28 protein-coding genes and 2 pseudogenes are annotated in these 20681 nt (G+C 64.6%); 11 read left to right on the top strand and 19 right to left on the bottom strand.

Going from position 1 to position 20681, the window contains the following annotated elements; genetic code table 11:
• Positions 1–61 precede the first annotated feature (61 nt).
• The 9 genes from LGN17_RS11900 to mltG all read right to left on the bottom strand — a co-directional run bounded on the left by LGN17_RS11900 (position 62) and on the right by mltG (position 8688).
• Complete coding sequence (locus LGN17_RS11900) at positions 62–1126, bottom strand: glycosyltransferase family 4 protein (protein WP_175969683.1); 1065 nt, start codon at positions 1124–1126, stop codon at positions 62–64.
• Between the two features lie 254 nt (positions 1127–1380).
• Entirely contained in the window at positions 1381–2556 is a 1176-nt protein-coding gene (locus LGN17_RS11895) for an AAA family ATPase (protein WP_226196944.1), read from the bottom strand.
• Positions 2557–2586: 30 nt separating this feature from the next.
• Positions 2587–3759, bottom strand: coding sequence for a mechanosensitive ion channel family protein (locus LGN17_RS11890; RefSeq protein ID WP_226196942.1), 1173 nt, complete (start codon positions 3757–3759; stop codon positions 2587–2589).
• Positions 3760–3848: 89 nt separating this feature from the next.
• A complete protein-coding gene (locus tag LGN17_RS11885; protein ID WP_059506076.1) occupies positions 3849–4205 on the bottom strand; it encodes a Rap1a/Tai family immunity protein in 357 nt (118 codons plus the stop codon).
• 119 nt (positions 4206–4324) lie between these two features.
• Complete coding sequence (locus tag LGN17_RS11880; protein WP_175955911.1) at positions 4325–5035, bottom strand: ankyrin repeat domain-containing protein; 711 nt, start codon at positions 5033–5035, stop codon at positions 4325–4327.
• 43 nt (positions 5036–5078) lie between these two features.
• Complete coding sequence (locus tag LGN17_RS11875) at positions 5079–5858, bottom strand: TatD family hydrolase (RefSeq protein WP_175955909.1); 780 nt, start codon at positions 5856–5858, stop codon at positions 5079–5081.
• A 142-nt stretch (positions 5859–6000) separates the two neighbouring features.
• Positions 6001–7029: a DNA polymerase III subunit delta' gene (locus LGN17_RS11870; RefSeq protein ID WP_226196940.1), complete on the bottom strand. Its 1029-nt coding sequence runs from the start codon at positions 7027–7029 to the stop codon at positions 6001–6003.
• Positions 7030–7048: 19 nt separating this feature from the next.
• Positions 7049–7669, bottom strand: a complete 621-nt coding sequence (tmk, locus tag LGN17_RS11865; RefSeq protein WP_226196938.1) for a dTMP kinase — start codon at positions 7667–7669, stop codon at positions 7049–7051.
• Positions 7669–8688 carry an endolytic transglycosylase MltG gene (gene mltG, locus LGN17_RS11860; RefSeq protein WP_226196931.1) on the bottom strand — a complete coding sequence of 340 codons (1020 nt, stop codon included), beginning with the start codon at positions 8686–8688 and terminating at the stop codon, positions 7669–7671. Before mltG ends, tmk begins: the two co-directional genes overlap by 1 nt.
• A 77-nt stretch (positions 8689–8765) precedes the next feature.
• Between mltG and LGN17_RS11855 the strand changes: the two genes are divergently transcribed.
• Together LGN17_RS11855 and LGN17_RS11850 are read left to right on the top strand one after the other, a co-directional pair.
• Positions 8766–9800, top strand: coding sequence for a YgfZ/GcvT domain-containing protein (locus tag LGN17_RS11855; RefSeq protein WP_226196930.1), 1035 nt, complete (start codon positions 8766–8768; stop codon positions 9798–9800).
• A gap of 76 nt (positions 9801–9876) precedes the next feature.
• Positions 9877–10722 carry an NRDE family protein gene (locus LGN17_RS11850; protein WP_226196929.1) on the top strand — a complete coding sequence of 282 codons (846 nt, stop codon included), beginning with the start codon at positions 9877–9879 and terminating at the stop codon, positions 10720–10722.
• A gap of 20 nt (positions 10723–10742) precedes the next feature.
• On the opposite strand, the gene LGN17_RS11845 is transcribed toward LGN17_RS11850, so the two are convergent.
• The 5 genes and pseudogenes from LGN17_RS11845 to LGN17_RS11825 all read right to left on the bottom strand — a co-directional run.
• Complete coding sequence (locus tag LGN17_RS11845; protein WP_226196927.1) at positions 10743–11183, bottom strand: GNAT family N-acetyltransferase; 441 nt, start codon at positions 11181–11183, stop codon at positions 10743–10745.
• Between the two features lie 41 nt (positions 11184–11224).
• Positions 11225–12184: an alpha/beta hydrolase gene (locus LGN17_RS11840; protein ID WP_226196925.1), complete on the bottom strand. Its 960-nt coding sequence runs from the start codon at positions 12182–12184 to the stop codon at positions 11225–11227.
• Between the two features lie 169 nt (positions 12185–12353).
• Positions 12354–12833: a PaaI family thioesterase gene (locus LGN17_RS11835; RefSeq protein WP_175955894.1), complete on the bottom strand. Its 480-nt coding sequence runs from the start codon at positions 12831–12833 to the stop codon at positions 12354–12356.
• Complete coding sequence (locus LGN17_RS11830) at positions 12830–13144, bottom strand: Dabb family protein (protein WP_119337996.1); 315 nt, start codon at positions 13142–13144, stop codon at positions 12830–12832. The genes LGN17_RS11835 and LGN17_RS11830 overlap by 4 nt, the downstream gene beginning before the upstream one ends.
• A gap of 221 nt (positions 13145–13365) precedes the next feature.
• Positions 13366–13512 (bottom strand): annotated as a pseudogene (locus LGN17_RS11825) (IS256 family transposase); the annotation flags it as partial.
• A 664-nt stretch (positions 13513–14176) separates the two neighbouring features.
• On the opposite strand from LGN17_RS11825, the gene LGN17_RS11820 reads away from it, so the two are divergent.
• From LGN17_RS11820 to LGN17_RS11780, 9 genes are all read left to right on the top strand, one after another.
• Positions 14177–14494, top strand: coding sequence for a hypothetical protein (locus LGN17_RS11820; protein ID WP_226197151.1), 318 nt, complete (start codon positions 14177–14179; stop codon positions 14492–14494).
• A 542-nt stretch (positions 14495–15036) separates the two neighbouring features.
• Positions 15037–15240 (top strand): cold-shock protein, encoded by a 204-nt coding sequence (locus tag LGN17_RS11815; RefSeq protein WP_175005330.1) that lies wholly within the window; start codon positions 15037–15039, stop codon positions 15238–15240.
• 443 nt (positions 15241–15683) lie between these two features.
• Positions 15684–15983 carry a translation initiation factor IF-1 gene (gene infA / locus LGN17_RS11810; protein ID WP_226196923.1) on the top strand — a complete coding sequence of 100 codons (300 nt, stop codon included), beginning with the start codon at positions 15684–15686 and terminating at the stop codon, positions 15981–15983.
• Positions 15984–16315: 332 nt separating this feature from the next.
• Positions 16316–16600 (top strand): hypothetical protein, encoded by a 285-nt coding sequence (locus LGN17_RS11805; protein WP_226196922.1) that lies wholly within the window; start codon positions 16316–16318, stop codon positions 16598–16600.
• 47 nt (positions 16601–16647) lie between these two features.
• The gene (locus tag LGN17_RS11800; RefSeq protein ID WP_226196920.1) at positions 16648–16857 is read left to right on the top strand and encodes a hypothetical protein; all 210 of its coding nucleotides are present in this window, start codon (positions 16648–16650) and stop codon (positions 16855–16857) included.
• 33 nt (positions 16858–16890) lie between these two features.
• Positions 16891–17103 (top strand): 30S ribosomal protein S21, encoded by a 213-nt coding sequence (gene rpsU / locus LGN17_RS11795; RefSeq protein ID WP_175969598.1) that lies wholly within the window; start codon positions 16891–16893, stop codon positions 17101–17103.
• 18 nt (positions 17104–17121) lie between these two features.
• Complete coding sequence (locus LGN17_RS11790) at positions 17122–17313, top strand: hypothetical protein (RefSeq protein ID WP_264165923.1); 192 nt, start codon at positions 17122–17124, stop codon at positions 17311–17313.
• Between the two features lie 502 nt (positions 17314–17815).
• Positions 17816–18031: a hypothetical protein gene (locus tag LGN17_RS11785; protein WP_226196918.1), complete on the top strand. Its 216-nt coding sequence runs from the start codon at positions 17816–17818 to the stop codon at positions 18029–18031.
• Positions 18032–18166: 135 nt separating this feature from the next.
• Positions 18167–18451, top strand: coding sequence for a hypothetical protein (locus LGN17_RS11780; RefSeq protein ID WP_226197150.1), 285 nt, complete (start codon positions 18167–18169; stop codon positions 18449–18451).
• An 81-nt stretch (positions 18452–18532) separates the two neighbouring features.
• Here LGN17_RS11780 and LGN17_RS36480 read toward each other — a convergent pair whose 3' ends face one another.
• From LGN17_RS36480 to LGN17_RS11765, 5 genes and pseudogenes are all read right to left on the bottom strand, one after another.
• Positions 18533–18853, bottom strand: a complete 321-nt coding sequence (locus LGN17_RS36480) for a plasmid pRiA4b ORF-3 family protein (protein ID WP_264165903.1) — start codon at positions 18851–18853, stop codon at positions 18533–18535.
• A pseudogene (locus LGN17_RS36475) lies at positions 18763–18951 on the bottom strand (IS1096 element passenger TnpR family protein); the annotation flags it as partial. The pseudogene LGN17_RS36475 and the gene LGN17_RS36480, both read right to left, overlap by 91 nt.
• Positions 18875–19078, bottom strand: coding sequence for a plasmid pRiA4b ORF-3 family protein (locus LGN17_RS36470; RefSeq protein WP_264165922.1), 204 nt, complete (start codon positions 19076–19078; stop codon positions 18875–18877). The gene LGN17_RS36470 and the pseudogene LGN17_RS36475, both read right to left, overlap by 77 nt.
• Before the next feature lie 151 nt (positions 19079–19229).
• Positions 19230–19442, bottom strand: a complete 213-nt coding sequence (locus LGN17_RS11770) for a hypothetical protein (protein WP_226196916.1) — start codon at positions 19440–19442, stop codon at positions 19230–19232.
• 531 nt (positions 19443–19973) lie between these two features.
• Positions 19974–20504, bottom strand: a complete 531-nt coding sequence (locus LGN17_RS11765) for an isochorismatase family protein (protein ID WP_226196915.1) — start codon at positions 20502–20504, stop codon at positions 19974–19976.
• Positions 20505–20681: the final 177 nt, after the last annotated feature.

Below are 20681 nucleotides of genomic sequence, written 5' to 3'. Positions count from 1 at the left end.
ATGGCGATGTCCTTGCGGGCATCGCCGTTTTTTTATCCGCGCGCGCCGTGCGCCGCGCGCGTCAGGTCGTCGAGTCGATCACCTTGAAGCGCGAGCGTTTCTGCGCACGGATCACCGACTGGTAGACATCGACATACTGCTGCGCCATGCGGCGCGACGTGAAGCGCGCCTCGAAGCGCTGCCGCACGCGCGCACGCGGCAGCAGGTGCAGCCGGTTCACGGCGGCCACCGCGCTGATTTCATCCTCGACGATGAAACCCGACACGCCCTCGTCCACCACTTCGGGCACTGCGCCGCGATTGAACGCAATCACCGGCGTGCCGCACGACATCGCCTCGATCATCACGAGGCCGAACGGCTCCGGCCAGTCGATCGGAAACAGCAGCGCATGCGCACCCGACAGGAATTCGGCCTTCTGGTGATCCGCGATCTCGCCGATGAATTCGACGTGCGGCAACGCGAAGAGCGGCTTGATCTCGCGCTCGAAGTATTCCTGGTCGGCCGCGTCGATCTTCGCGGCGATCCTGATCGGCAGCCCGCACTGGCGGGCGATGCGGATCGCCGTGTCGACGCGCTTCTCCGGCGAGATGCGGCCGAGGAACGCGAGGTAGCGCGGCTCGACCGGCTGCGGCATGTACAGCGTATCGGGCAGCCCGTGGTAGACGGTCGTCAGCCATTTCGCCTGCGGCAGCGGCTGGCGCTGCGAGTTCGAAATCGAGATCACCGGCGCCGTGTTGAACGTGTCGAACACCGGCTGCTGCTCGGGCAGGTCGAGCCGGCCGTGCAGCGTCGTCACGTAAGGCGTCTCCTGCCGGTTGAAGACCGAGAACGAGTAGTAGTCCATGTGGAAATGGAGCACGTCGAAGTCCATCGCCCGGCGCGCGACCGTCTCCATCAGCAGCATGTGCGGCGCGACCCGGTCGCGGATCGACGCGTCGAGCCGCAGCGCGCGCGGCCAGACCGGCTCGAGCTTCGCCCGCGTCGTCGAATCGCCGCTGGCGAACAGCGTCACATCATGGCCGAGCTCGACGAGCGCCTCGGTGATGTAGGACACGACGCGCTCCGTGCCGCCGTACAGCTTCGGCGGCACCGATTCGGTCAGCGGCGCGATCTGGGCAATTCTCATGGTCCACGTCTCCTGTGTCCTGTCCGTTGCGGCACGGCCGGCGGGCCTCTAGGCTTTCGCGCCCCGCTCGCCCCCATGCGGCGCATGGCCGGCACGGGGCCAGCCGGATATCGCTTCATTATTCGCGATCCCGGTGCCCGGAACCGCCCGTCTTTCATTTTATGGAAGTTGTTACAGGCAGGATACATTCCGCCCGTCGGGCCGATCCGGCCCCCAACGCGACAATCGAGCCCGGACGAAGGCCACCCTGCCTGTCAGCGCGACGGCCACTTCCATGCCGGCAGGTCGCGCGTCTCGGCATCGACGAGCCGCGTCGCACCGAGCTGCTTGTCGAGCACCAGCGATTCGCAGCCGGCCTCGCGCTCGAGCGTCGCGATGAGCCGCGCGGCGTGCGACACGACGAGCACCTGCGAACGCTGCGCCGCCTGCGCGATCAGGCGGCCGAGCGCCGGCAGCAGATCGGGGTGCAGGCTCGTCTCCGGTTCGTTCAGCACCATCAGCGCCGGCGGCCGCGGTGTCAGCAGCGCAGCCGCGAGCAGCAGGTAGCGCAGCGTGCCGTCCGACAGCTCGGCCGCCGCGAGCGGCCGCAGCAGCCCCGGCTGGCGCATCAGCACGTCGAAGCGGCCACGGCCGCCCGGATTGTCGATCTCGATCGACGCACCGGGAAACGCGTCGTCGAGCGCCGCATCGAGTGCCGCGCCGTCGCCGATTTCGCGGATCGTCTGCAATGCGGCGGCCAGGTCGGCGCCGTCGTCCGCGAGCACCGGCGTATGGGTGCCGATGTGCGACTGCCGCGCCGGCGCCTGCGCATCGGTCCGAAAGTGATCGTAGAAGCGCCACGAGCGGATCCGCTCGCGCACCGCGATCATCTCGGGCGCGCCGCTCGGATCGGCGAATTCGGTCATCATGCTGTCGAAGCTGGCCACCGGCTGCGGAATCGTCCGCCATTCGCCCGATGCGGTGCGCGCGCGGATCTGCGCGCCCTGCCGGTCGACCAGCAGCGTCGACGGGCGTAACGGCGTGCCGCCCCAGATGCACTCGCGCTTGACCACCGGATCGAGCGAGAACTGCGATCTGCTCGGGGTCGGCATGCCGAGATCGATCGAATAACCGAAATCGTCGCAGGCGAAGCCGAGCTTCAGGCTCACGGGCCCCTTGCGCACCGTGCCGGTAACCGGTGCATCGCCGTCCAGCATCGCCCGGGAGAAACGCTCGGGGCCGGCCCACAGCGTCGACGGCAACCCGCCTTCGCGGGCGAGCGAAGGGATCACGCGCCCCTGCGCGGTATCGGCGAGCAGCCGCAGGGCGCGGTACACGCTCGACTTGCCGCTGCCGTTCGGCCCCGTGACGACGTTGAGCGCCGCGAGCGGCACGATCAGCTCGCGCAGCGAGCGGTAATTGGCGATGGCGAGCGTGTTCAGCGCGGTCATGACGAGGGACGGTGAGCATGCGGGCCGCTGTCAGCGGCCTTCGGCGGTCTGCGGGTCGGCCGCGGTATGGGCCGCCGTACTGGCGGCAGGCGACCGCGCGTGCGGCCGTTCGGGATTCGGCGCATCCGGCGCGGAATCATGCGGATACAGTTCCATCCGGCTGCGCGGCAGGCATTGCGGATAGCGGTCCTGCAGGTAGGCGATCAACCCTTCGCGCACGCGGCAGCGCAGGTCCCAGCATGAAGACGAATCGGCCGCGCTGACGAGCGCGCGCAGCTGCATCGTGCGTTCCGTCGCGTCGGTCACCTGCAGCACCTGCACGCGACCGTCCCACTCGGGTGCCGCGTGGACGAGCCGCGCGAGTTCCTCACGCAGCGGCGCGAGCGGCGTGCGGTAGTCGACCGACAGGTAGACCGTGCCGATGATTTCCGAACTGCTGCGGGTCCAGTTCGTGAACGGGTTCTCGATGATCCATTGCAGCGGCACGACGAGGCGCCGCTGGTCCCACAGGCGCACCGACACGAACGAACCGGTGATTTCCTCGATGCGCCCCCACTCGCCCTGGATCACGACGACGTCGTCGAGCCGGATCGGCTGCGTCAGCGCGATCTGCAGCCCGGCAATCAGGTTGCCGAGCACCGGCCGCGCGGCGATACCGGCGACCAGGCCCGCAACACCGGCCGACGCCAGCAGGCTCGCGCCGACCTGGCGCACGTTCGGGAACGTCATGAGTGCGGCGCCGGTGCCGATGATCACGATCAGCACCATCACCGTCCGCACGAGCACCTTGGCCTGCGTATGGATGCGCCGGGCCTGAAGGTTGTCGGCCGTATCGATCGGATGCGCCTGGATGATGGCGTCGCCGACGCCGGCCGCGAGCCGCACCAGCAGCCACGTGAGCGAAATGATGGAGCCGACCGCCGCCGCCGTGCGCATGCCGCGCACGAACGACATGCCGTCGTCGGCCTGGACCCACAGGAATTCGAGCGCCAGCAGCGCGAGCACGACGAGCGACGGCCTGTCGATGTAGCGCAGGATCGCGCTCATCAACGGATACGGCTGCGCGATGCGCTTGACGATGCGTGCGCCGAGACGGTGCACGACCGTGACGACCAGCAAGACGATGACGGACACGGCCAGCGTGCCGAGCCATGAATGCAGCGGCGCATCGGTGATGCGCTGCAGTTCCTCGATTGAAATCATCGGCGCCCGTGGGTTATGAGGCGCGCACGCCTCGTCCTGGATGCGTCGGCGACGCCCGGGCCACGCGCGGGCCCGGACACGGCGTCAGGTCAGCTGCCGCTCCTGCAGGGAAACGCCTTGCCGAGACCGAGCGACACCGCGGTGCTCGCGTTGTAGTCGGCCAGCTTCGGATTTTCCGCGATGTACTTGCGCACCGCGTCGGTCATCTGTTGCGCCCGGATGTCGGGCGGCAGGCAGAAATACTGGCCGACCCGCGGCCCCGTCGTGCCGCCGATCGCGTCGATGGTGTTGTAGACGCCGTCGGCGGCGCCTTCGATGTAGGCCGCGCACGACGCCCGCGATTTGACGTCCGTCTTCGCGCACAGCCGGTCGAGATCAGCGCCCGTGAAAGCCGCCGCCGACAACGGCACGGCAAACGCCGCGGCACAAAACATTGCGCGCAACATGGTGTTCCTTATGTCAATGCGGCCCGAGACCGCCTGCTGCCTTGGCCGGCGCGGCGCCGGGACGCCCTGCGCCGGCCGGGATCCGGCCGGGCGGGCACCGTCTGCCGCACCGAAAACCGCTATTTTGCACTCTTTTGCGCATCTGCCGGCGTCGATGCCCCGATGCGCGTCGTCCGCTTGCTCAGGATCTCGATCGCGTCCGGCGCGTTGTAGTGCTTCGCGAATTCGAGCGCGGTGATGCCGAGCTGGTTCTTCACCTGCGGATCGGCGCCCTGGTCGAGCAGCAGCGTGACCGTCGACGCATGGTTGCCGCGCGCGGCCATCATCAGCGGCGTCGTGCCGTTCGGCGATGCGGTATCGATGTACGCGTCGTGGTCGAGCAACAGCTTCACCACTGCGTCCTGGCCGTTGGTCGCTGCGTAGTGCAGCGGCGCCCAGCCCTTCTTGCTGACTTCCGCGCCCTTGTCGATCAGCAGCTTCGCGAGGCCGAGGTCGCCGTTCAGCGACGCGAGCATCAGCGCATTTTCGCCGGCCTTGTCTTCCTTCTCGAGGTCGACGTTCGGCGTCGTGGCGAGCGCCGCCGCGACCTTGTCGGACTTCTCGCGTGCGGCGATCACGATCAGCGGGTCGCCGTTCGGTGCGACCGTGTTCGGATCGAGCTTGCCGCTCTTGAGCTGCTGGCCGATGTCGGCGATGTCGTCGAACTTGACGGCCTTGACGATCGCATCGAGCGATTCGGCATGCGCGCCGGCGGTCGCGAACAGGCCGCTCGCGACAAGCGCGGCGGCAACGAGTACGCGTTTCGGCAGATGGTTGGTCGGCTTCGTCATTGTTGTGGGCTCCTTCCCTGGGTTGTCGGCTGCGCGCGCGTCGTTAGCGGGCGATCTTGAACAGCCGGAAAAAGTTCTGCGTCGTCGCATCGGCAAGCGCCTCGACGGCGATCCCGCGCTCGGATGCGATAAAGCGTCCGACATGGCTGACGTACGCAGGTTCATTCGGCTTGCCGCGATACGGCACCGGCGCGAGGTACGGCGAGTCGGTCTCGATCAGCAGCCGGTCGAGCGGCACGCGCCGCGCGACGTCCTGCACGTCGGTCGCGTTCTTGAACGTGACGATGCCCGACAGCGAGATATGGAAGTTCTGCGCGAGTGCCTGTTCGGCCACCGGCCACGGCTCGGTGAAGCAGTGCATCACGCCGCCCGGCACGTCCGCGCGCTCCTCGGCCATGATCCGCAGCGTGTCCTCCGACGACGAGCGCGTGTGGATGATCAGCGGCTTCATCGTCGCGGTCGCCGCGCGGATATGCGTGCGAAAGCGTTCGCGCTGCCATTCCATATCGTCGATCGAACGGCCTTCGAGACGGTAGTAGTCGAGGCCCGTTTCGCCGATCGCGACGACCTTCGGGTGCGCGGCCAGCTCGACAAGCTCCGCGAGCGTCGGCTCGCGCGCGTCCTCATGATCGGGATGCACGCCGACCGACGCATAGACGTTGTCGTGCGCGTCCGCGATCGCAAGGACCTCCGGCAGCGTCTCGAAATCGACGGACACGCACAGCGCGTGCGTGACGTCGTGCTCGCGCATGTTCTCGAGAACAGCCGGCAGGCGGTCGGCCAGGCCCTTGAAATTGATATGGCAGTGAGAATCGACGAACATCGTGTTTCCTGAATTCGTAAGGCGCTTGCTCATGCGCGCGCCGGCATGCGGCAACGGGCGGCGTTCGCGGGCCGGCCGGCCACGGTCGCGTCGCGGTGTGAGCCGGTCATCGCTTCGCAACTCATGCGAAACAATGCCGGGATCACGCGAAAATTTCCCGATAGCCGAGAAACAATTCCTCGAATACGAGCCGCGCGTTGAGCGGATGGTTCTCGACCGTCCGCTGCCGCGTCACGGCCTTCATGAAGCGGGCGAACGCGTTCGCATCGACCGCTTCCGCGCAGCGCGCGAGCGCCGCCGCGTGCATAGGGAAGTAGCGCGGCGTGCCCGCCATCCGCTGGGCGAGCAGGTCGTACAGCCAGCGCTGCAGCCAGCCAAGCACCAGCGGCACCGGCAGCTTCTGCAGCGTCTCGCCACACGCGAACGGATCGCACGCCACCCCGGCCGCGAGTTGCCCGAGCGTGTAGTCGCGCAGCGGGCGATTCTCGTCGCTCGCGAGCGCCAGCGCGGCGAGCGGCGCGCCGCCGGCCTCGGCGAGCAGCGCAGGCGCATGATCGACGCCCTGCGCGGCAAGCCAGGCCGCGGCCGCGTCCGGCGCCGGCACGGTCATCGGCCACTGCCGGCAGCGGCTGATGATGGTCGGCAGCAGGCGGTCGATGCGCGCCGACACGAGCAGGAACACGACGCCGGACGGCGGTTCCTCCAGCGTTTTCAGCAGCGCGTTCGACGCGGCGACGTTGAGTGCCTCGGCCGGATACAGCACGACGACGCGCGCGCCGCCGCGATGCGAACCGACCCCGCAGAAGTCGAGCAGCGCGCGTACCTGCTCGATCTTGATTTCCTTGCTCGGCGCCCGCGTCTTCTTACTGCCTTCGTCCGCGTCGGCCGCCTTCGCGTCGTCCGCGGCGCCCGGCGCCTCGCCCGCCAGCGCCTCGGGCAGCACGATCCGGTAGTCCGGATGGTTGCCCTGCGAGAACCAGGTGCAGGCCGCGCAGGTTCCGCACGGCTCGCCGTTCGGCTGCGGCGATTCGCACAGGAAGCCCTGCGCGAGATGCTGCGCGAACTGCAGCTTGCCGATCCCGGCCTGCCCATGCAGCAGCAGCGCGTGCGGCCATTGCGCACGCAGCTGCTGCAGGCGGTTCCAGTCGTCGGTCTGCCACGGATAGATCATGGGGTGCGCTCCTTGCGAATTACAGCGCGGCAAGCACGCGTTCGAGCTGCTGGCGGATCTCGGGAATCGTCTGCGCCGCGTCGACGATCGCGAAGCGGTGCGGCGCCTCTTCCGCGCGTCGCAGATATTCGCTGCGCGTGCGCTTGAAGAACGCGTCGGACTCGCTTTCGAACTTGTCGGGCATGCGCGCGGCGCCGCGGCGCTCGCTCGCAACCTGCGGCGCGACGTCGAACAGCACCGTCAGGTCGGGCTGGAAACCGCCCTGCACCCAGCGCTCGAGCGTCTCGAGCTTGTCGCGCGGCAGCCCCCGGCCGCCGCCCTGGTACGCGAACGTCGCGTCGGTGAAGCGATCGGACACGACCCAGTCGCCGCGCGCGAGCGCCGGCTCGATCACGAGCGCCAGATGCTCGCGGCGCGCGGCGAACATCAGCAGCGCTTCCGTCTCGAGATCCATCGGCTGGTTCAGCAGGATCTCGCGCAGTTTCTCGCCGAGCTGCGTGCCGCCCGGCTCACGGGTGACGACAACCTGCCTGCCGGCCGCGGCCAGCTTGCCCTGGAGGCGTTCGCAAAACCATTGCAGGTGGGTGGTCTTCCCCGCCCCGTCGATGCCTTCGAACGTGATGAATTTACCGCTCGCCATTATTGCCCTCTTATGTACTTGTCCACGGCCTTGTTGTGGTCGCCGAGCGTGTCGGAGAACACGCTCGTGCCATCGCCTTTCGCGACGAAATAGAGCGCGCTCGTCTGTGCCGGATTGATCGCCGCCTGCAGCGCGGCCACGCCGGGCAACGCAATTGGAGTAGGCGGCAGCCCGCGCCGGGTGTAGGTATTGTAAGGAGTGTCGGCCTGCAGGTCGCGCTTGCGCAGGCGGCCGTCGTACAGATCGCCGAGCCCGTAGATCACCGACGGATCGGTCTGCAGCGGCATGCCGATGCGCAGCCGGTTCGCGAACACCGCCGCGACGAACGCGCGGTCGGCCGCATGGCCGGTTTCCTTCTCGATGATCGACGCGATCGTCAGCGCTTCGTAAGGTGTCTTGTATGGCAGGCCCGACACGCGCGCGGCCCAGGCCTCGTCGAGACGCGTCTGCATCAGGTGGTATGCGCGCCGGTAGATGTTCAGGTCGCTCGTGCCCTTGTCGAACAGATAGGTATCGGGGAAGAACAGCCCCTCGCCGCTGCCGCGCTGCACCGCGCTGTCCGACGCGCCGATCGCGCGCAGCAGCTCGGCGTCGCTCATGCCGGCCGTCGAGTGCGCAAGATCGGGGTTCGAGTCGAGTTCCGCGCGCATCCGCTTGAAGGTCCAGCCTTCAATGACCGTCGCGACATACTCGTTCACGTCGCCGCGCGCGATCTTCTGCAGCACCTCGTAAGGCGTGATGCCGGTCTTGAATTCGTAGTTGCCGGATTTGAGCCGGCTCGACAGCCCGAGCACGCGGGTCATCGCGACGAAGCCGAGCGGCTCGACCGGCACGCCGCCGCGCTTCAGTTGCAGCGCGACGCTCTTCACGCTGCTGCGCGGCTTGATCGTGACGTCGAGCGATGCCGAACCCAGCAGCAGGGGCCGGGTTGCCCAGTAATATCCGCCGCCCGCGCCGGCAGCGGCCACAACGACGGCCAGCGCCGCGATCGTCGCGGCGCATTTCTTCAGTAGGGACATGGAAACGTGACTCAGGTAAGACCCATATAATACTTGCTCGCCTCCGTCAAAGTCAGGGTTGACTGTTCCCTCATTCCATGAGCACACCGTTCGCTTCACCGGCAGTCCAGGCCGCACCCGCCTCGCTCCCCGTTTTCCCCCGCCCGCCCGCCGCCGATTTCGACGCGCCGGGCGCCTGCATGCCGCTGCCGCAGTTCGGCGTGATCGACGTGGCCGGCGATGATGCCGCGACGTTCCTGCACAGCCAGTTCACCAACGACATCGAACATCTCGACGCCGCGAGCGCGCGGCTGTCCGGCTACTGCTCGCCGAAGGGGCGCCTCCTCGGCTCGTTCCTCACGTGGCGCGCCGGCCACGGCGTGCGCCTGCTGGTGTCGAAGGACGTGCAGCCCGCCGTGCAGAAGCGGCTGTCGATGTTCGTGCTGCGTGCAAAAGCGAAGCTGACGGATGCGAGCGACGCGCTCGCGGTGGTCGGTTTCGCCGGCGACGTGCGCGACGCGCTGTCGGGCATCTTCGACGCGCTGCCGGACGGCGTGCACGTGAAGGTCGACGGCCCCGCCGGCACGCTGATCCGCGTGCCCGATGCAGCCGGCCGCAAGCGCTATCTGTGGATCGGCCCGCGCGCGGAAGTCGACGCGCGCATCGCCGCGCTCGGCGGCACGCTCCCGGTCGTGTCGCCGGCCGTCTGGGACTGGCTCGACATCCGCGCGGGCGAACCGCGCATCACGCAGCCTGCCGTCGAACAGTTCGTGCCGCAGATGGTCAACTTCGACGTGATCGGCGCCGTTAACTTTCGCAAGGGGTGCTACCCGGGCCAGGAAATCGTCGCGCGCAGCCAGTACCGCGGCACGATCAAGCGCCGCACCGCGCTCGCGCACCTCGCCGGCGAGACCGATACCGTGCATGCCGGCATCGAGCTGTTCCACAGCGACGATCCCGGCCAGCCGTGCGGGATGATCGTCAACGCGGCGGCCGCGCCCGCGGGTGGCGTCGACGCGCTCGTCGAGATCAAGCTCGCCGCGCTCGACAACGGCACGGTGCACCTCGGTTCGGCCGACGGCCCGGTGCTTGCGTTCGACACGCTGCCGTACGCCTGGCCGACGGAAGCGTGATGCACCGACAACCCGTTCGCGCGCCGGTTCGCGAGTCGCAGCCGGCGCCCGACGTTTCCTGCGAGAGATTCGCCCGATGTGTCTGATTGCCTTCGACTGGCAGCCCGATGCCGCCGCCGGTCCCGTCTTTACCCTCACCGCCAATCGCGACGAGTTCTTCCGTCGGACGAGCGCGCCGCTCTCGTGGTGGGAAGATGTACCGGGCGTGCTTGCCGGCCGTGATCTCGAAGCAGGCGGCACGTGGCTCGGCGTATCGCGCGACGGCCGTTTCGCCGCGCTGACGAACTACCGCGCCCCGTTCGACATTCGCGCCGGCGCGCCAACCCGCGGCAAGCTCGTGTCCGATTTCCTCGGCGGGCCGTCCGTCGCGCCGCTCGACTACCTCGGGCAGCTCGCCGAGCATGCGGCCGTCTACAACGGCTTCAACCTGCTCGTCGGCGACTGGCGGCGGCGTGAACTCGCGTGGTTCTGCAATCGCGCGCCCGAGGGCGAAAGCGGTGTCGCCGCGCCCGTCGCGATCGCACCCGGCGTGCATGCGCTGTCGAATGCGCGGCTCGATACGCCCTGGCCGAAAGTGGTGCGCAAGCGCGCGGAACTCGGCACGCTGCTCACCGACAATCCAACCCCGACGCTCGACGAGCTGATCGCGCTGATGCGCGACCCGCATGTCGCGGACGACGACGCACTCCCGCACACGGGCATTCCGATCGAGCGCGAGCGTGCGCTGTCGGCCGCGTTCATCGAGACCCCCGAATACGGGACACGCGGCACGACCGCGCTGCGCGTCACGATGAAGGAAGGCGTGCGTCTGACGGTCGAGATCAAGGAACGCTGCGACGACGACGGCTCGCACCGAACCGTCCGCCCGGGCACGTTCGAGCGCGCATTCACGTTCGACCTCGACGCGACACAGCCGCGCTGAGCGCGCGAACAGGCGCCGTGCTACGGCGCGCGCGCCATCTCGACGTGCGGCACGCCGGCTTCGACGAACGGTTCACCGACCGCCGCGAAGCCGTGCCGCAAGTAGAACGACACGGCCGAATCCTGCGCGTAGAGCCGCACGACGATTTCGCCGCGCCGCCGCGCCGCCTCCAGCAGTGCGTCGAGCACGGCCGACCCGACGCCCTGCCCGCGTGCGTCGGCCAGCACCGCGACGCGCCCGATCGTGCCGGACGGCAGCAGCCGCCCCGTCGCGACCGCGCGGCGTGTACCGGTCGCCGCATCGACCCGGTACGCCACCGCATGGAGCGACAGCGGATCGTCTTCGTCTAGCTCCCATTCCGGCGGAATCTGCTGCTCGCGCACGAACACCGCGTCGCGAATCCGCGCGGCGTCGCCGCCCAGTACCGTCCAGTCGCCGGTTTCCACCACGCCTTCCGTCATCGCAGCTCCCATGCGGCGCGTACGCCGCTCAACCATCGCCATCAAACGTCGTCGAATGCAGCCTTCAGCGCCGCGACGGCATCGGCATGCGCGGCCCGTACCTCGGGCACGTAGCCGGCCATCTTGAAGAATTCGTGGATCATCCCCGGATAGCAGACCAGCGTGACCACGTTGCCCGCCGCGCGCAACTTGTCCGCATACGCGGCGCCCTCGTCGCTCAGCGGATCGTATTCGGCCGTCGCGATCCACGCCGGCGCGACGCCCGAGAACGACGGCGCATCGCGCATGCCGTCGAGCGGCGCGAAACGCCAGTCGTCGCGGTCCGCCCGATCGCGCACGTATTGCGTGAAGAACCACTGGATCGTGTCCTGCGTCAGCAAGTATCCGCTCGCGAGCCGTGCATGCGATTCGGTGTCCTGGTAGCCCGTCACGCCCGGATAGATCAGCATCTGGAGCGCCAGGCGAATGCCTGCGTCGCGTGCGAGCACTGCGCATACGGTCGCGAGCGTGCCGCCCGCGCTGTCGCCGCCGACGGCCAACCGTTCGGCGTCGATACCGAACGTGGCGGCCTCGCGATGCAGCCATTGCAACGCGTCGTCGGCGTCGTTCACCGCGGTCGGGAACCGGTGTTCCGGCGCGAGTCGGTAGCCGACCGACAGCACCGCGCATTGCGCATCGTGCGCGAACATCCGGCACAGTGCGTCGTGCGTATCGACGCTGCCGACCGTGAAACCGCCGCCATGGAAGTAGACGAGCGCGGGCAGCGGCTCCGCGAGGCTCGGCGCGACCGGCACGTACAGCCGTGCACCGATCGTGCGGCCGTCGCGCGTCGGCACGACGCATTCCTCGACCGAATGCATCGGCGCCGGCGCGACGTCGAGAATCGGCGCGCTTTTCTCGTACGCGGCACGCGCCTGCTGCGGCGTCTGGTGGTGATAGGACGGACGTTTCGCACGCTCGATCATGTCGAGCACCTGGGCGATCTTCGGATTCAGCGGCATCGGTTAGGACGGCGCCTGCGGGGCACCGTGAACGGACAAGCGTGCATGATGCCATGCGCGCGTCAGGCAAGCGTCACGCGCCGTGCGTATCGACATTCCGGTGCCCCAAGACGCGTCGCAAAACAGGACGGCCCCGCCGGTGAAGAGGCAGGGCCGTGCGTCCGGGCGCTTACGCGTCGCTCGGGCCCGGCTGGGCGTCAGGCGCCGTGCGCGAGCGTTGCCGCTTGATGTCGCGGCCCACCGCGAGCCGCCGCATGTACTTGAACGTGCCGAGCGCCTTCGCAACGAAATTGCCGTCGCTGTCGCGCACTTCGCCCTCGCAGTAGGCCATCGTCGTCGAGCGATGCATCACGCGCCCGTAAGCGCGCAACTCGCCGCGACCCGGCTGCATGAAGTTCACCTTCATCTCGACCGTCACGACGCCGACACCGTCATCGGTCAGGCTGCGTGCAGCCATCGCGAGCGCGATGTCCGCGAGCGTCATCGTCACGCCGCCGTGCGCGATGCTCCACGTGTTCATGTGCCGCTCTTCGAGCGGCAACACGAGCTCGCTCGCACCGTCCTTCGCGGACACGAGCTGCACACCGAGCAGGTCGACGAACGGGCTTTCGATCGACGGGACGTCCGTCGGGGTTGCCGCGTCGCTCATCGTGCGGTGTCGACGATGTAGTCGACGCACTCGCGCGATTCGGCCACCGCGACGACGAATTTCTTCACTTCCTGGTGAACCGGATGCACCTGGTACGCATCGAGCGCGGCCTTGTCCGCGAAATCGGATACCAGCACGATGTCGGCGGTCGCGTCGAGGCCCGGCGTCGCCACGCCGACGTCGATCTGCAGCGTGCCTGGCACGAGGTCGCGGCAGCCTTCGAGCTTTTCCTTCAGCTTCAGCGCGTTCTGTGCACGCGTCGCGCCCTCGGCCGATTCCTTCAACTTCCACATGACAATATGTCTGATCACTTCGTTCGCTCCTGTTCGTGATGGTTCGGGAATTTCCCCAAAACCCTTGCCAGTTGGGCACCTTACGCCCTTCCACCGTTCGCTCACATCCGCCGAAAATCGCGTCCGGCCGAAAAGTAGGGGAATAAAGGGGGGGTATCATTTCGACCATCCAAAGACGATACCTCTTTTTCACCATGCCACTTGCCGACATCAAGACCCGACAAGCGAAGGCAGGCAACAAGCCTACCAAACTGGGTCATGGCTGTCTTCCAGTCGTGAGCGGCACGCCCCCAGTCAGCCGTGAGGTTGCGCAGTGCCAGCCAGACCAGTTTCGTTGCCGCATTGTCGGTCGGGAAGCGGCCTCGGGTCTTGATGATCTTGCTTAGCTCACGCCGGACGGTTTGGCGCTGCCTGGCGCGTAGCCGAGACGGCGATTCATCTCGCATTCAACGATGCGTGTTCTTCGTCGCAACCGAAATTAAACAGTTGCCTGACCGGCGATGCGCGTATGATGGTTTCGTCCGGGCTCCATTTGTGGATTAACGGCCCTCCCTCCCCTGCAGTCCGTGTCGCGCCCTACTTGCGCACCACATTCCCCCCTCACCACACCCGCCGCGCGGCAGCGACACAGCTCGGAGTCGACTCCTGCGCCCCTGAGTGAACTCCAGTGCTCTGGCGGGGCAGCAAGTCAAGATGCAAATCGTCAACAACAGGCGGCAAACATGAGCTGGTACTGCGAAGTGGAGCGCGAGTTGGTCCACATCAGGCGAGCGATCGGACTCCTTGAGCAAGCAGAACATGCCTTCATCGACAGATCGCCTGTAAGCAATCCATCGTATTGGACAGTCAAGCTCAACAGACTCCGCAGGCAATCTCAGCGAAACAAGGTCCTCGAACTCCAAGTAGATGAGCTTTTGGGACGCCTCGAACAAATCCACAATGCGCGCAGTTGCAAATAGAAACCAGTTCCGTCAGCCTCATCATTTTCCTGGGCTCGTCCAATCCGGGAGGCAGTTCAAGCAAGTCGAATTCAACCTTCAGGGCAACATCATGATTGACGCCAAACCAAGCAACACGTTTCGACACCTTCCACTCTCGCCAGAGCAAGACGCGGAAATCCGGCACCATATAAAGAAGAAGGAACAAAGGGGCGAGCAATGGGACACCCCTGAACTGGCGATGATGCTCGGAGACATGCTCTCCCCTCTGCCCAGCGACGATGCGGAGCCAGAGCCTACGGTTGAAGAAACGAAACTGGCTTGCGAGTATGCATTGGCATCGATCGACGAAGCCATGGGATCCGTTTCCGCAAGCGAGGAACGACTCGCCGCGGTGGAAGCCGAGGAAATGAAGCACCCGCGACGATAGTGTTGTTTTGCCAGCGTCAACGTGCCGTGTCCGCGAATTGACGATCATCCGTGCCCGCCATCGCGATTCGCCACCCGGAACGACGGGATCAATGATCACCTTGCAGCTGTGTCACCAGGCAGTCCGTTTGGGGAACGAGACGACGTGATCCACACCCGTTTCGGAACGTTGCCGCGTGAACGCATCGGTCAGCGCTTTCACGCATCGTCCAGTCGTTCGCAAGAGCCACGCCCCCCAGTTCGCTACCTGCAAATTCATTCGCAATTCGAAGAATTGATCAACGTCGGTCGGTGCACGACGCCTGCATCGACTGTGGCACTTGAGTTCCGGTCACTCACCGGTTTGTCACGTGCTCCCCCCCGGCCAAAAGCGCTTGACACATTTCTTGACGACGCGTACTGTCGGTCGCTGAAGTATTCAAGAAGCGCGATTGCTGCTCATCATCGACCGCAACCTGCGGTATTCGTTGTCCTCTCCCTCCTTGATTTCTTTTCCTCGTCCATTCGAGGCGTATGTGCTCGTCCATTTTCAGGAGATCTGCCATGGATACCGGTACCGTCAAGTGGTTCAACGACAGCAAGGGCTTCGGCTTCATCACCCCCGACAGCGGCGGCGACGATCTGTTTGCTCACTTCTCGGAAATTCGCGGCGACGGCTTCAAGACCCTCGCGGAAGGTCAGAAAGTCAGCTATGAGACAAAGAATGGCCCCAAGGGTCTGCAAGCATCGAACATTACCCCGCTGTAATCGCCCGACGCCATCCGTCCTGCTCACGAAGCGACACCTCACTGCCGCTTCAATTGCTACACCCTCCGTCGTAGATGCAACGCGACTCGACGCAGACCAGGCCCGACCATCCGTCTCACATCCGGCCGTCGACCAAGTGCGTATGTCGATACGCAAACATCGCTCGTAGCGCGCGTGTTCAGCCGCACGAGTGCGATCGGGCAAGGCATGTTCACCGCCTCCCCGCAAGCCGCACATCAGGAGAATCCGCATGACCCGAAGTCAGCCTCGCAGTAACAAGGCCCCTCCGCGTGCCAAGCAGGCCATGATCCTGCCCAAGTTGGGCACCGCATTGAACTGGGTGCCGCCAAAGCCGCCCTCGGGCACCAACTCGCGCCCGAAGAGGCGCCCACTTGCGCCGCAATAGCGAATTGAGCCGGTCGTAACAGCGAACTTGCCTTCGGATGCAGGTCATCGCTCTGACGGGAGACATTGGCACGGCAAAAGAAGAACGCCCGGAACCGGACGGCGTTGTCGATGAAGTCCTCCCGGGCAGCAGATTCCGCGTGACACCGGAAAACGGCGCGACAGTCGCCGCACACGCATCGGGACGCATGCCCAGGCACCGTATCAGGATCCTCGCAGGGGCTCGCGTAAGGCTGGCGTTGTCCGTCTACGATCTGACCAACGGCCGCATCAATTTCCGGCACAGAGACGACCGGGCGCCGGGCGCTTCGACGGGAAAGCGATTCGTTCGACGCTAGCCTGATCACGCGGTCGTCGAGTGGACGCGTGACAAGGTCACCGCCTGCCACACGCAAGCCGATACCACACACCTGTCGCACCGCAAGCCGACAGGTTCTTGTACGTACCCAAAATAAATCATACGGGCATCAAACGATGCGCGTATGATGGGTTCATCAGGGAGATCACCAGACCTCCGATCTTTCGCCCCTCCATCCGCCCTCTTGCTGCATCGCCCCTCCTTCGCGCTGCAACGTAGTCCCCTTCACCAACCAGCCCGCTCCGCAACAGGGACACCGGCTGGATGTGTTCGCCCATGCGACTCGTCGTGGCCGAACGCCAGGAGTTTGTCATGAGCATGCACGTCTACCGTGGATTCGAGATTTACCCATTGATTTACCCGCACGTGCCGGCGCCGAATGGCAGCCCGCATAACTACGATGCCGGGTTCGACGCGGCCGTCAAGATTTGCCTTCGCGGGACCACCGATACGCTGACACAGAGCCAGACGTTCAGATTGCGCGACACCTCGCCATATGACAGCGCCGGCGACGCCCGTCGTGCCTCGGTGCGCTTTGCCGAGAACATCATCGACGACAATCGCGAAAAACAGGGTTTCTTTTCCAGCGCACGCTGAAGCGACTCGTCAGCGCAACACAATCTCCCGGTCGTTTGGAGGGCGAAATGATCATCGACGAACTACTCGGCTTGATCAGACGAAATGAGGTCACCCGGCTCGACACCGTCGTGCCCTCCAGAATCGCCGATTCAGCGATGTGCCATCCACATGAGCTGCAAATGTTCGTGGCAATACGCGCACTATCGATCGGGGCCGGATACTCGGAATTCGAATCCGACGAGATAGCCAGCGCCGTCATGACACGACTCGGCTAGCTGTACGCTCGAATCTTTCAAAACAGGATCTACATGACGACAATTATTCTGAAGCTCAACGAACCGATCGATGTCGCGCTCCGGCGATTCCGGCGTGGCATCGAGAAAACCGGGTTGATTCGCGAGTTGCGCAGCCGCACCGGCTATGAAAAGCCCACGACGGAACGCAAGCGCAAAAAAGCCAGCGCCGTTGCCAGGCAGCGCTTGCGTGCGAAACGCATGTTGCCGCCCCGGAAAATGTACTAGGAGGGCATCGTGTACAACATGCCGACCGAGGCGCCTCCGTTTTTCCCGCTGACTAAATGCGAAGTCGATTTCAATCAGCAGAAAGACATGGTGACCCTGTTACCTAGCTTCTATGCATTCGGGTGCGAGTACACCAGCCGGGGTTTTCTGATCGGTCGGGACGACGCATTCAAATTGATTGCCGCAATAGAGAAGGCGCTCAGTATCTGAGGATGGGCTCACGCCGACGCGTTCACAAACATTGAAAGCCAGAAGACCAACCATGCGCGTCGCAACCAGGTATGTGGATCTGCTCTGTTTCCTTGTTGCGCTACAACTCGTCACCCAACGGAAAACTCGTCAGTGGCTGTCGCCCCATCAGCTAGTTGAATCATTGCAGGCATGGCTAATCGTCCATCGAGCGAAATGCGAGTGGCGCGATCGCGTCTGGATAGGTCATGCTGCTCTTCAGATAGCGAAGTCCGTCCACCCGGTGGATAGCTCCACGCCTCCTGAACAGCGTCCTGGTGCTGCATATGACTCGACAACCCACCCGCAAGGTGCGCCCGCAAATCGGTTAGGTCTACGACTAAAGTGCATCCAGTACCTTCGGGAGCGTGTCTGACAGTAACCGTCATGTGATGGTGCGAGCGCTCGAGCAACAGCAGCAAGCCAACGAGAAGAAATCGTCAGTCGTTGACTCGATCACCGAAATACAGAATTTGGACGAAAAATGCTCTTCAATTCAACACGATTCCGGATCGATTCGACACCGCGCAGAGCCGATGTCCAGTATGTCGCGCACGTGCGGATTACCGCGACACTGATGAACGGCACGGAGCAAGAAGTACACAATAGCAGCGATCTGGCTGCCTTCTACAATCGTGACGATGCAGTTGCGTACGCAAAAAAATGGGCAGAGGAATGGCTAACGTCACAGTATGGTTGACGAGCGATGTCAATGCTCGAACGCGACGAGCAGAGCTAACGGAACCATTCTTCCACGTTGAAAACCCTATGCGGATGGCGACGTTCGAAGGAGTCTGATTTGCTAACCAGATCTCGAGGAATGGCAACGCCGACGATGATAGTCGACCGAAGTTACGTACCTCACTACGTTGTGCTTCTGGACGGCTGGCGACCTTATGTATTGAATATGGACCGCATCGTTATCCGACGTGAAGCGAGTCGGTTGTTGCTTGCCTTTGCTCGGACCCATGGCAAACTTGAGCGCATCGACGGTGACGAATGGAACACATTTTCCGACGCACAAAATCTTTCAGCGCCTGAGCGTCGCGAAGCGCGATTCTATGTACTCGTATTGGGGACCGAGACCCAGCACCAGTTACGGTTGCTCGCCAATCTCTGAAATTTCCGTTCCGAGCGGCGTGAACCGCCCCGAGTTTTGTGAAGGCTCCAACTGTTGTGAGAAGTAACCGTCCATAGAAGATCATCTTGACGCCCAGAGCTCGATGCGCTGAAGGCGGGCCTGAATGAGGTCGTGGTCGATCGCGGTGGGATCAAATCGCCCGCCGTGCCAGTCGAGCATGTGTTCATGCTCGGGGTGCGTGGAGTCGGCGATCCCCTCGACGAACGCATCGTATCCGTAAGGCCCGCCCCGACATCTTCGGGAGGGCACGCGTTGGCGCCACCGAGGTACAAGGGATACAGGCAGGTATCTGCCGGCAGAACCTTTTCGACCGTGATCTTGTGCTCCCAGTCGTCGACGAAGTCGTAGAGGTAACGCAGTGCCGCGGCACCGCCCAGGCATTGTCCCAGCCTCGCCAGGGCTTCAGAGATCACCGGCTCGCCGAAGCCCGAACGCCGGATCGGGGATGCCGTAGCGCTCCCCCGCAATCTCGAACTCATGCAGGTGACTGTCGGTCCAGCCCAGAGGGGCTTGGATCACTCGATGCAATTTGGCGAGCGTTATCGTTTCCGGCACCACGACTCGGCGCCAGATCGATGGCTTAATTCTCGACAGCGCGATTTTCAGTTGCAGCAGTTGTCCCGATGCACGGGAAGTCGCTTTTCGCGCGTCATCTCACGCGGCCTCTTGCAGAACAGGTTGCATCTCGATGTTCCAGGGAAGCAGGTCTTCGATTCGGTTGACGCGAGGGCGAAACACGCAGCGCCAGCCTTGGCCTTCAGCGCTGATGCTTTCGCCGCGTCTCGCGGATGGCGTAAACAATCAGAAAGACTCCAACTATCGTAACGCCGGACGAGACGAAATCGTTAAGCGAGCCGGTGCTGTCCAGGAACTTGGGAAAGATACCCATGCCTAGCCCAACCGCAGTCAAGATAAGACCCGCGACAACTCCCCAGATGGGGTCTGCGTTCGCATTGTTCGTGTATTTCATTTTGTGCCCGTCCTGTGCTTCGCCCCCGAGGCATCTTCAATATAGCTGATCAATATTTGGGAACAAAGTCGCTTTGCCGGACACGCCCCTACATGCAAAGAGTCCCGCCCTCGGGAGAATGCGTGAGGGCGGGAAATATGAAACGGACACCTCTGGCACGAGACGGTCCAAGCGGGTTATCGGCGGGACTGCAAGCAACTGAAAATGTCTAATCGCTTCGTTCGCCCCCGTTCGCGTTGATCCGCCATTCCCGCTGAAACCCTGGCCGGTCACGCATGTTGCGCCGCCCCGCCATTCACTCGCGTGCCGGACCGCGCAACCAGGCGCTGAAAGGCTGGGCTCGAAACGGGCAATTCATACCAGCGGCAACGATGCCCGATTTTCTCCGTGTCGCCCGCCGACGCGAGGATCCCGCCCGCGACCACCGCCAGCAAGCCTACCCAACCTGCCGGCTCCAATGGCCGGTATCCCGAGATTCACGCATCCGGCTTCAGGAACGCTGTTTCCGTCAGCGCGCGGAGGCGCCGCGACTCATTTGATCAGGCGCAGCACATCGCGAAAATGGGGATGCCGGCTGGATCCCAGCCACTCGAACCCGATCATCTCGACCGTCGCGATTTGCGCCCCCGCCGCCCCGAGCCGAGCGATCCCTGCGTCCCGGTCGATCGTCTTGCGCGACCCCACTGCATCGCTGACCACCGTGACTTGGCGGCCGCTGCGCAACAGCCCGAACACCGTTTGCAACACGCACACGTGCGCCTCGCAACCGGCGACGATGACGCTATTGCGCCCGGCCGGCAATGCATCGACCAGTCCCTCGGCGCACGCGTCGAAATGGTCCTTGACGATCGTGTTCGAACACAGCGCCTGGATGTCCGGTACGTTCCGGCCCAACTGGACGGGGCTCTGCTCGGTACCCATCACCGGCACCCCGACTATCTGCGCAATACGGGCAAGTCGGACCGCCTGCGTGACGACGGATACCCCTTCGTGGATCACCGGCATCAGCCGCGTCTGAAAATCAACCAATACGACCACTGAATCGTCGGGTACGTGCAGCACGGTGCATGCTCCGGAGTGAACGCGACGTCAACCACCATCGACCATCGATGAAGAGTCGCTCTGTCGCAAAATCGTCAGCCCCGCAAATGACGGATATCGAATCGCATCAATGATCGACTGCGTCAATTCGGTAAGCAGAGGCGGGCCACCAGCCTACCAAACTTGCCGACGCGGTTG

Origin of the sequence: Burkholderia sp. AU30280, from assembly GCF_020420125.1 — a bacterium.
Lineage (GTDB): Bacteria > Pseudomonadota > Gammaproteobacteria > Burkholderiales > Burkholderiaceae > Burkholderia.
The sequence above is the reverse complement of the archived record's forward strand: the minus strand, read 5'-3'. Positions and strand labels throughout refer to the sequence as shown.

Bases quoted from the DNA above. Each gene is read 5' to 3' on its own strand.
- LGN17_RS11800 (WP_226196920.1), top strand. From the start codon at position 16,648: ATGATCATCGACGAACTACTCGGCTTGATCAGACGAAATGAGGTCACC.
- LGN17_RS11840 (WP_226196925.1), bottom strand. From the start codon at position 12,184: ATGCCGCTGAATCCGAAGATCGCCCAGGTGCTCGACATGATCGAGCGT.
- LGN17_RS11850 (WP_226196929.1), top strand. From the start codon at position 9,877: ATGTGTCTGATTGCCTTCGACTGGCAGCCCGATGCCGCCGCCGGTCCC.
- LGN17_RS11880 (WP_175955911.1), bottom strand. From the start codon at position 5,035: ATGACGAAGCCGACCAACCATCTGCCGAAACGCGTACTCGTTGCCGCC.
- LGN17_RS11855 (WP_226196930.1), top strand. From the start codon at position 8,766: ATGAGCACACCGTTCGCTTCACCGGCAGTCCAGGCCGCACCCGCCTCG.
- mltG (WP_226196931.1), bottom strand. From the start codon at position 8,688: ATGTCCCTACTGAAGAAATGCGCCGCGACGATCGCGGCGCTGGCCGTC.
- LGN17_RS11815 (WP_175005330.1), top strand. From the start codon at position 15,037: ATGGATACCGGTACCGTCAAGTGGTTCAACGACAGCAAGGGCTTCGGC.
- LGN17_RS11890 (WP_226196942.1), bottom strand. From the start codon at position 3,759: ATGATTTCAATCGAGGAACTGCAGCGCATCACCGATGCGCCGCTGCAT.
- LGN17_RS11885 (WP_059506076.1), bottom strand. From the start codon at position 4,205: ATGTTGCGCGCAATGTTTTGTGCCGCGGCGTTTGCCGTGCCGTTGTCG.
- LGN17_RS11870 (WP_226196940.1), bottom strand. From the start codon at position 7,029: ATGATCTATCCGTGGCAGACCGACGACTGGAACCGCCTGCAGCAGCTG.
- rpsU (WP_175969598.1), top strand. From the start codon at position 16,891: ATGACGACAATTATTCTGAAGCTCAACGAACCGATCGATGTCGCGCTC.
- LGN17_RS11900 (WP_175969683.1), bottom strand. From the start codon at position 1,126: ATGAGAATTGCCCAGATCGCGCCGCTGACCGAATCGGTGCCGCCGAAG.
- LGN17_RS11820 (WP_226197151.1), top strand. From the start codon at position 14,177: ATGATTGACGCCAAACCAAGCAACACGTTTCGACACCTTCCACTCTCG.
- LGN17_RS11780 (WP_226197150.1), top strand. From the start codon at position 18,167: ATGATAGTCGACCGAAGTTACGTACCTCACTACGTTGTGCTTCTGGAC.
- tmk (WP_226196938.1), bottom strand. From the start codon at position 7,669: ATGGCGAGCGGTAAATTCATCACGTTCGAAGGCATCGACGGGGCGGGG.
- LGN17_RS11845 (WP_226196927.1), bottom strand. From the start codon at position 11,183: ATGACGGAAGGCGTGGTGGAAACCGGCGACTGGACGGTACTGGGCGGC.
- LGN17_RS11805 (WP_226196922.1), top strand. From the start codon at position 16,316: ATGAGCATGCACGTCTACCGTGGATTCGAGATTTACCCATTGATTTAC.
- LGN17_RS11790 (WP_264165923.1), top strand. From the start codon at position 17,122: ATGCCGACCGAGGCGCCTCCGTTTTTCCCGCTGACTAAATGCGAAGTC.
- LGN17_RS36480 (WP_264165903.1), bottom strand. From the start codon at position 18,853: ATGCCTGGGCGGTGCCGCGGCACTGCGTTACCTCTACGACTTCGTCGA.
- LGN17_RS11835 (WP_175955894.1), bottom strand. From the start codon at position 12,833: ATGAGCGACGCGGCAACCCCGACGGACGTCCCGTCGATCGAAAGCCCG.
- LGN17_RS11895 (WP_226196944.1), bottom strand. From the start codon at position 2,556: ATGACCGCGCTGAACACGCTCGCCATCGCCAATTACCGCTCGCTGCGC.
- infA (WP_226196923.1), top strand. From the start codon at position 15,684: ATGCAGGTCATCGCTCTGACGGGAGACATTGGCACGGCAAAAGAAGAA.
- LGN17_RS11875 (WP_175955909.1), bottom strand. From the start codon at position 5,858: ATGTTCGTCGATTCTCACTGCCATATCAATTTCAAGGGCCTGGCCGAC.
- LGN17_RS11785 (WP_226196918.1), top strand. From the start codon at position 17,816: ATGCTCTTCAATTCAACACGATTCCGGATCGATTCGACACCGCGCAGA.
- LGN17_RS11770 (WP_226196916.1), bottom strand. From the start codon at position 19,442: ATGAAATACACGAACAATGCGAACGCAGACCCCATCTGGGGAGTTGTC.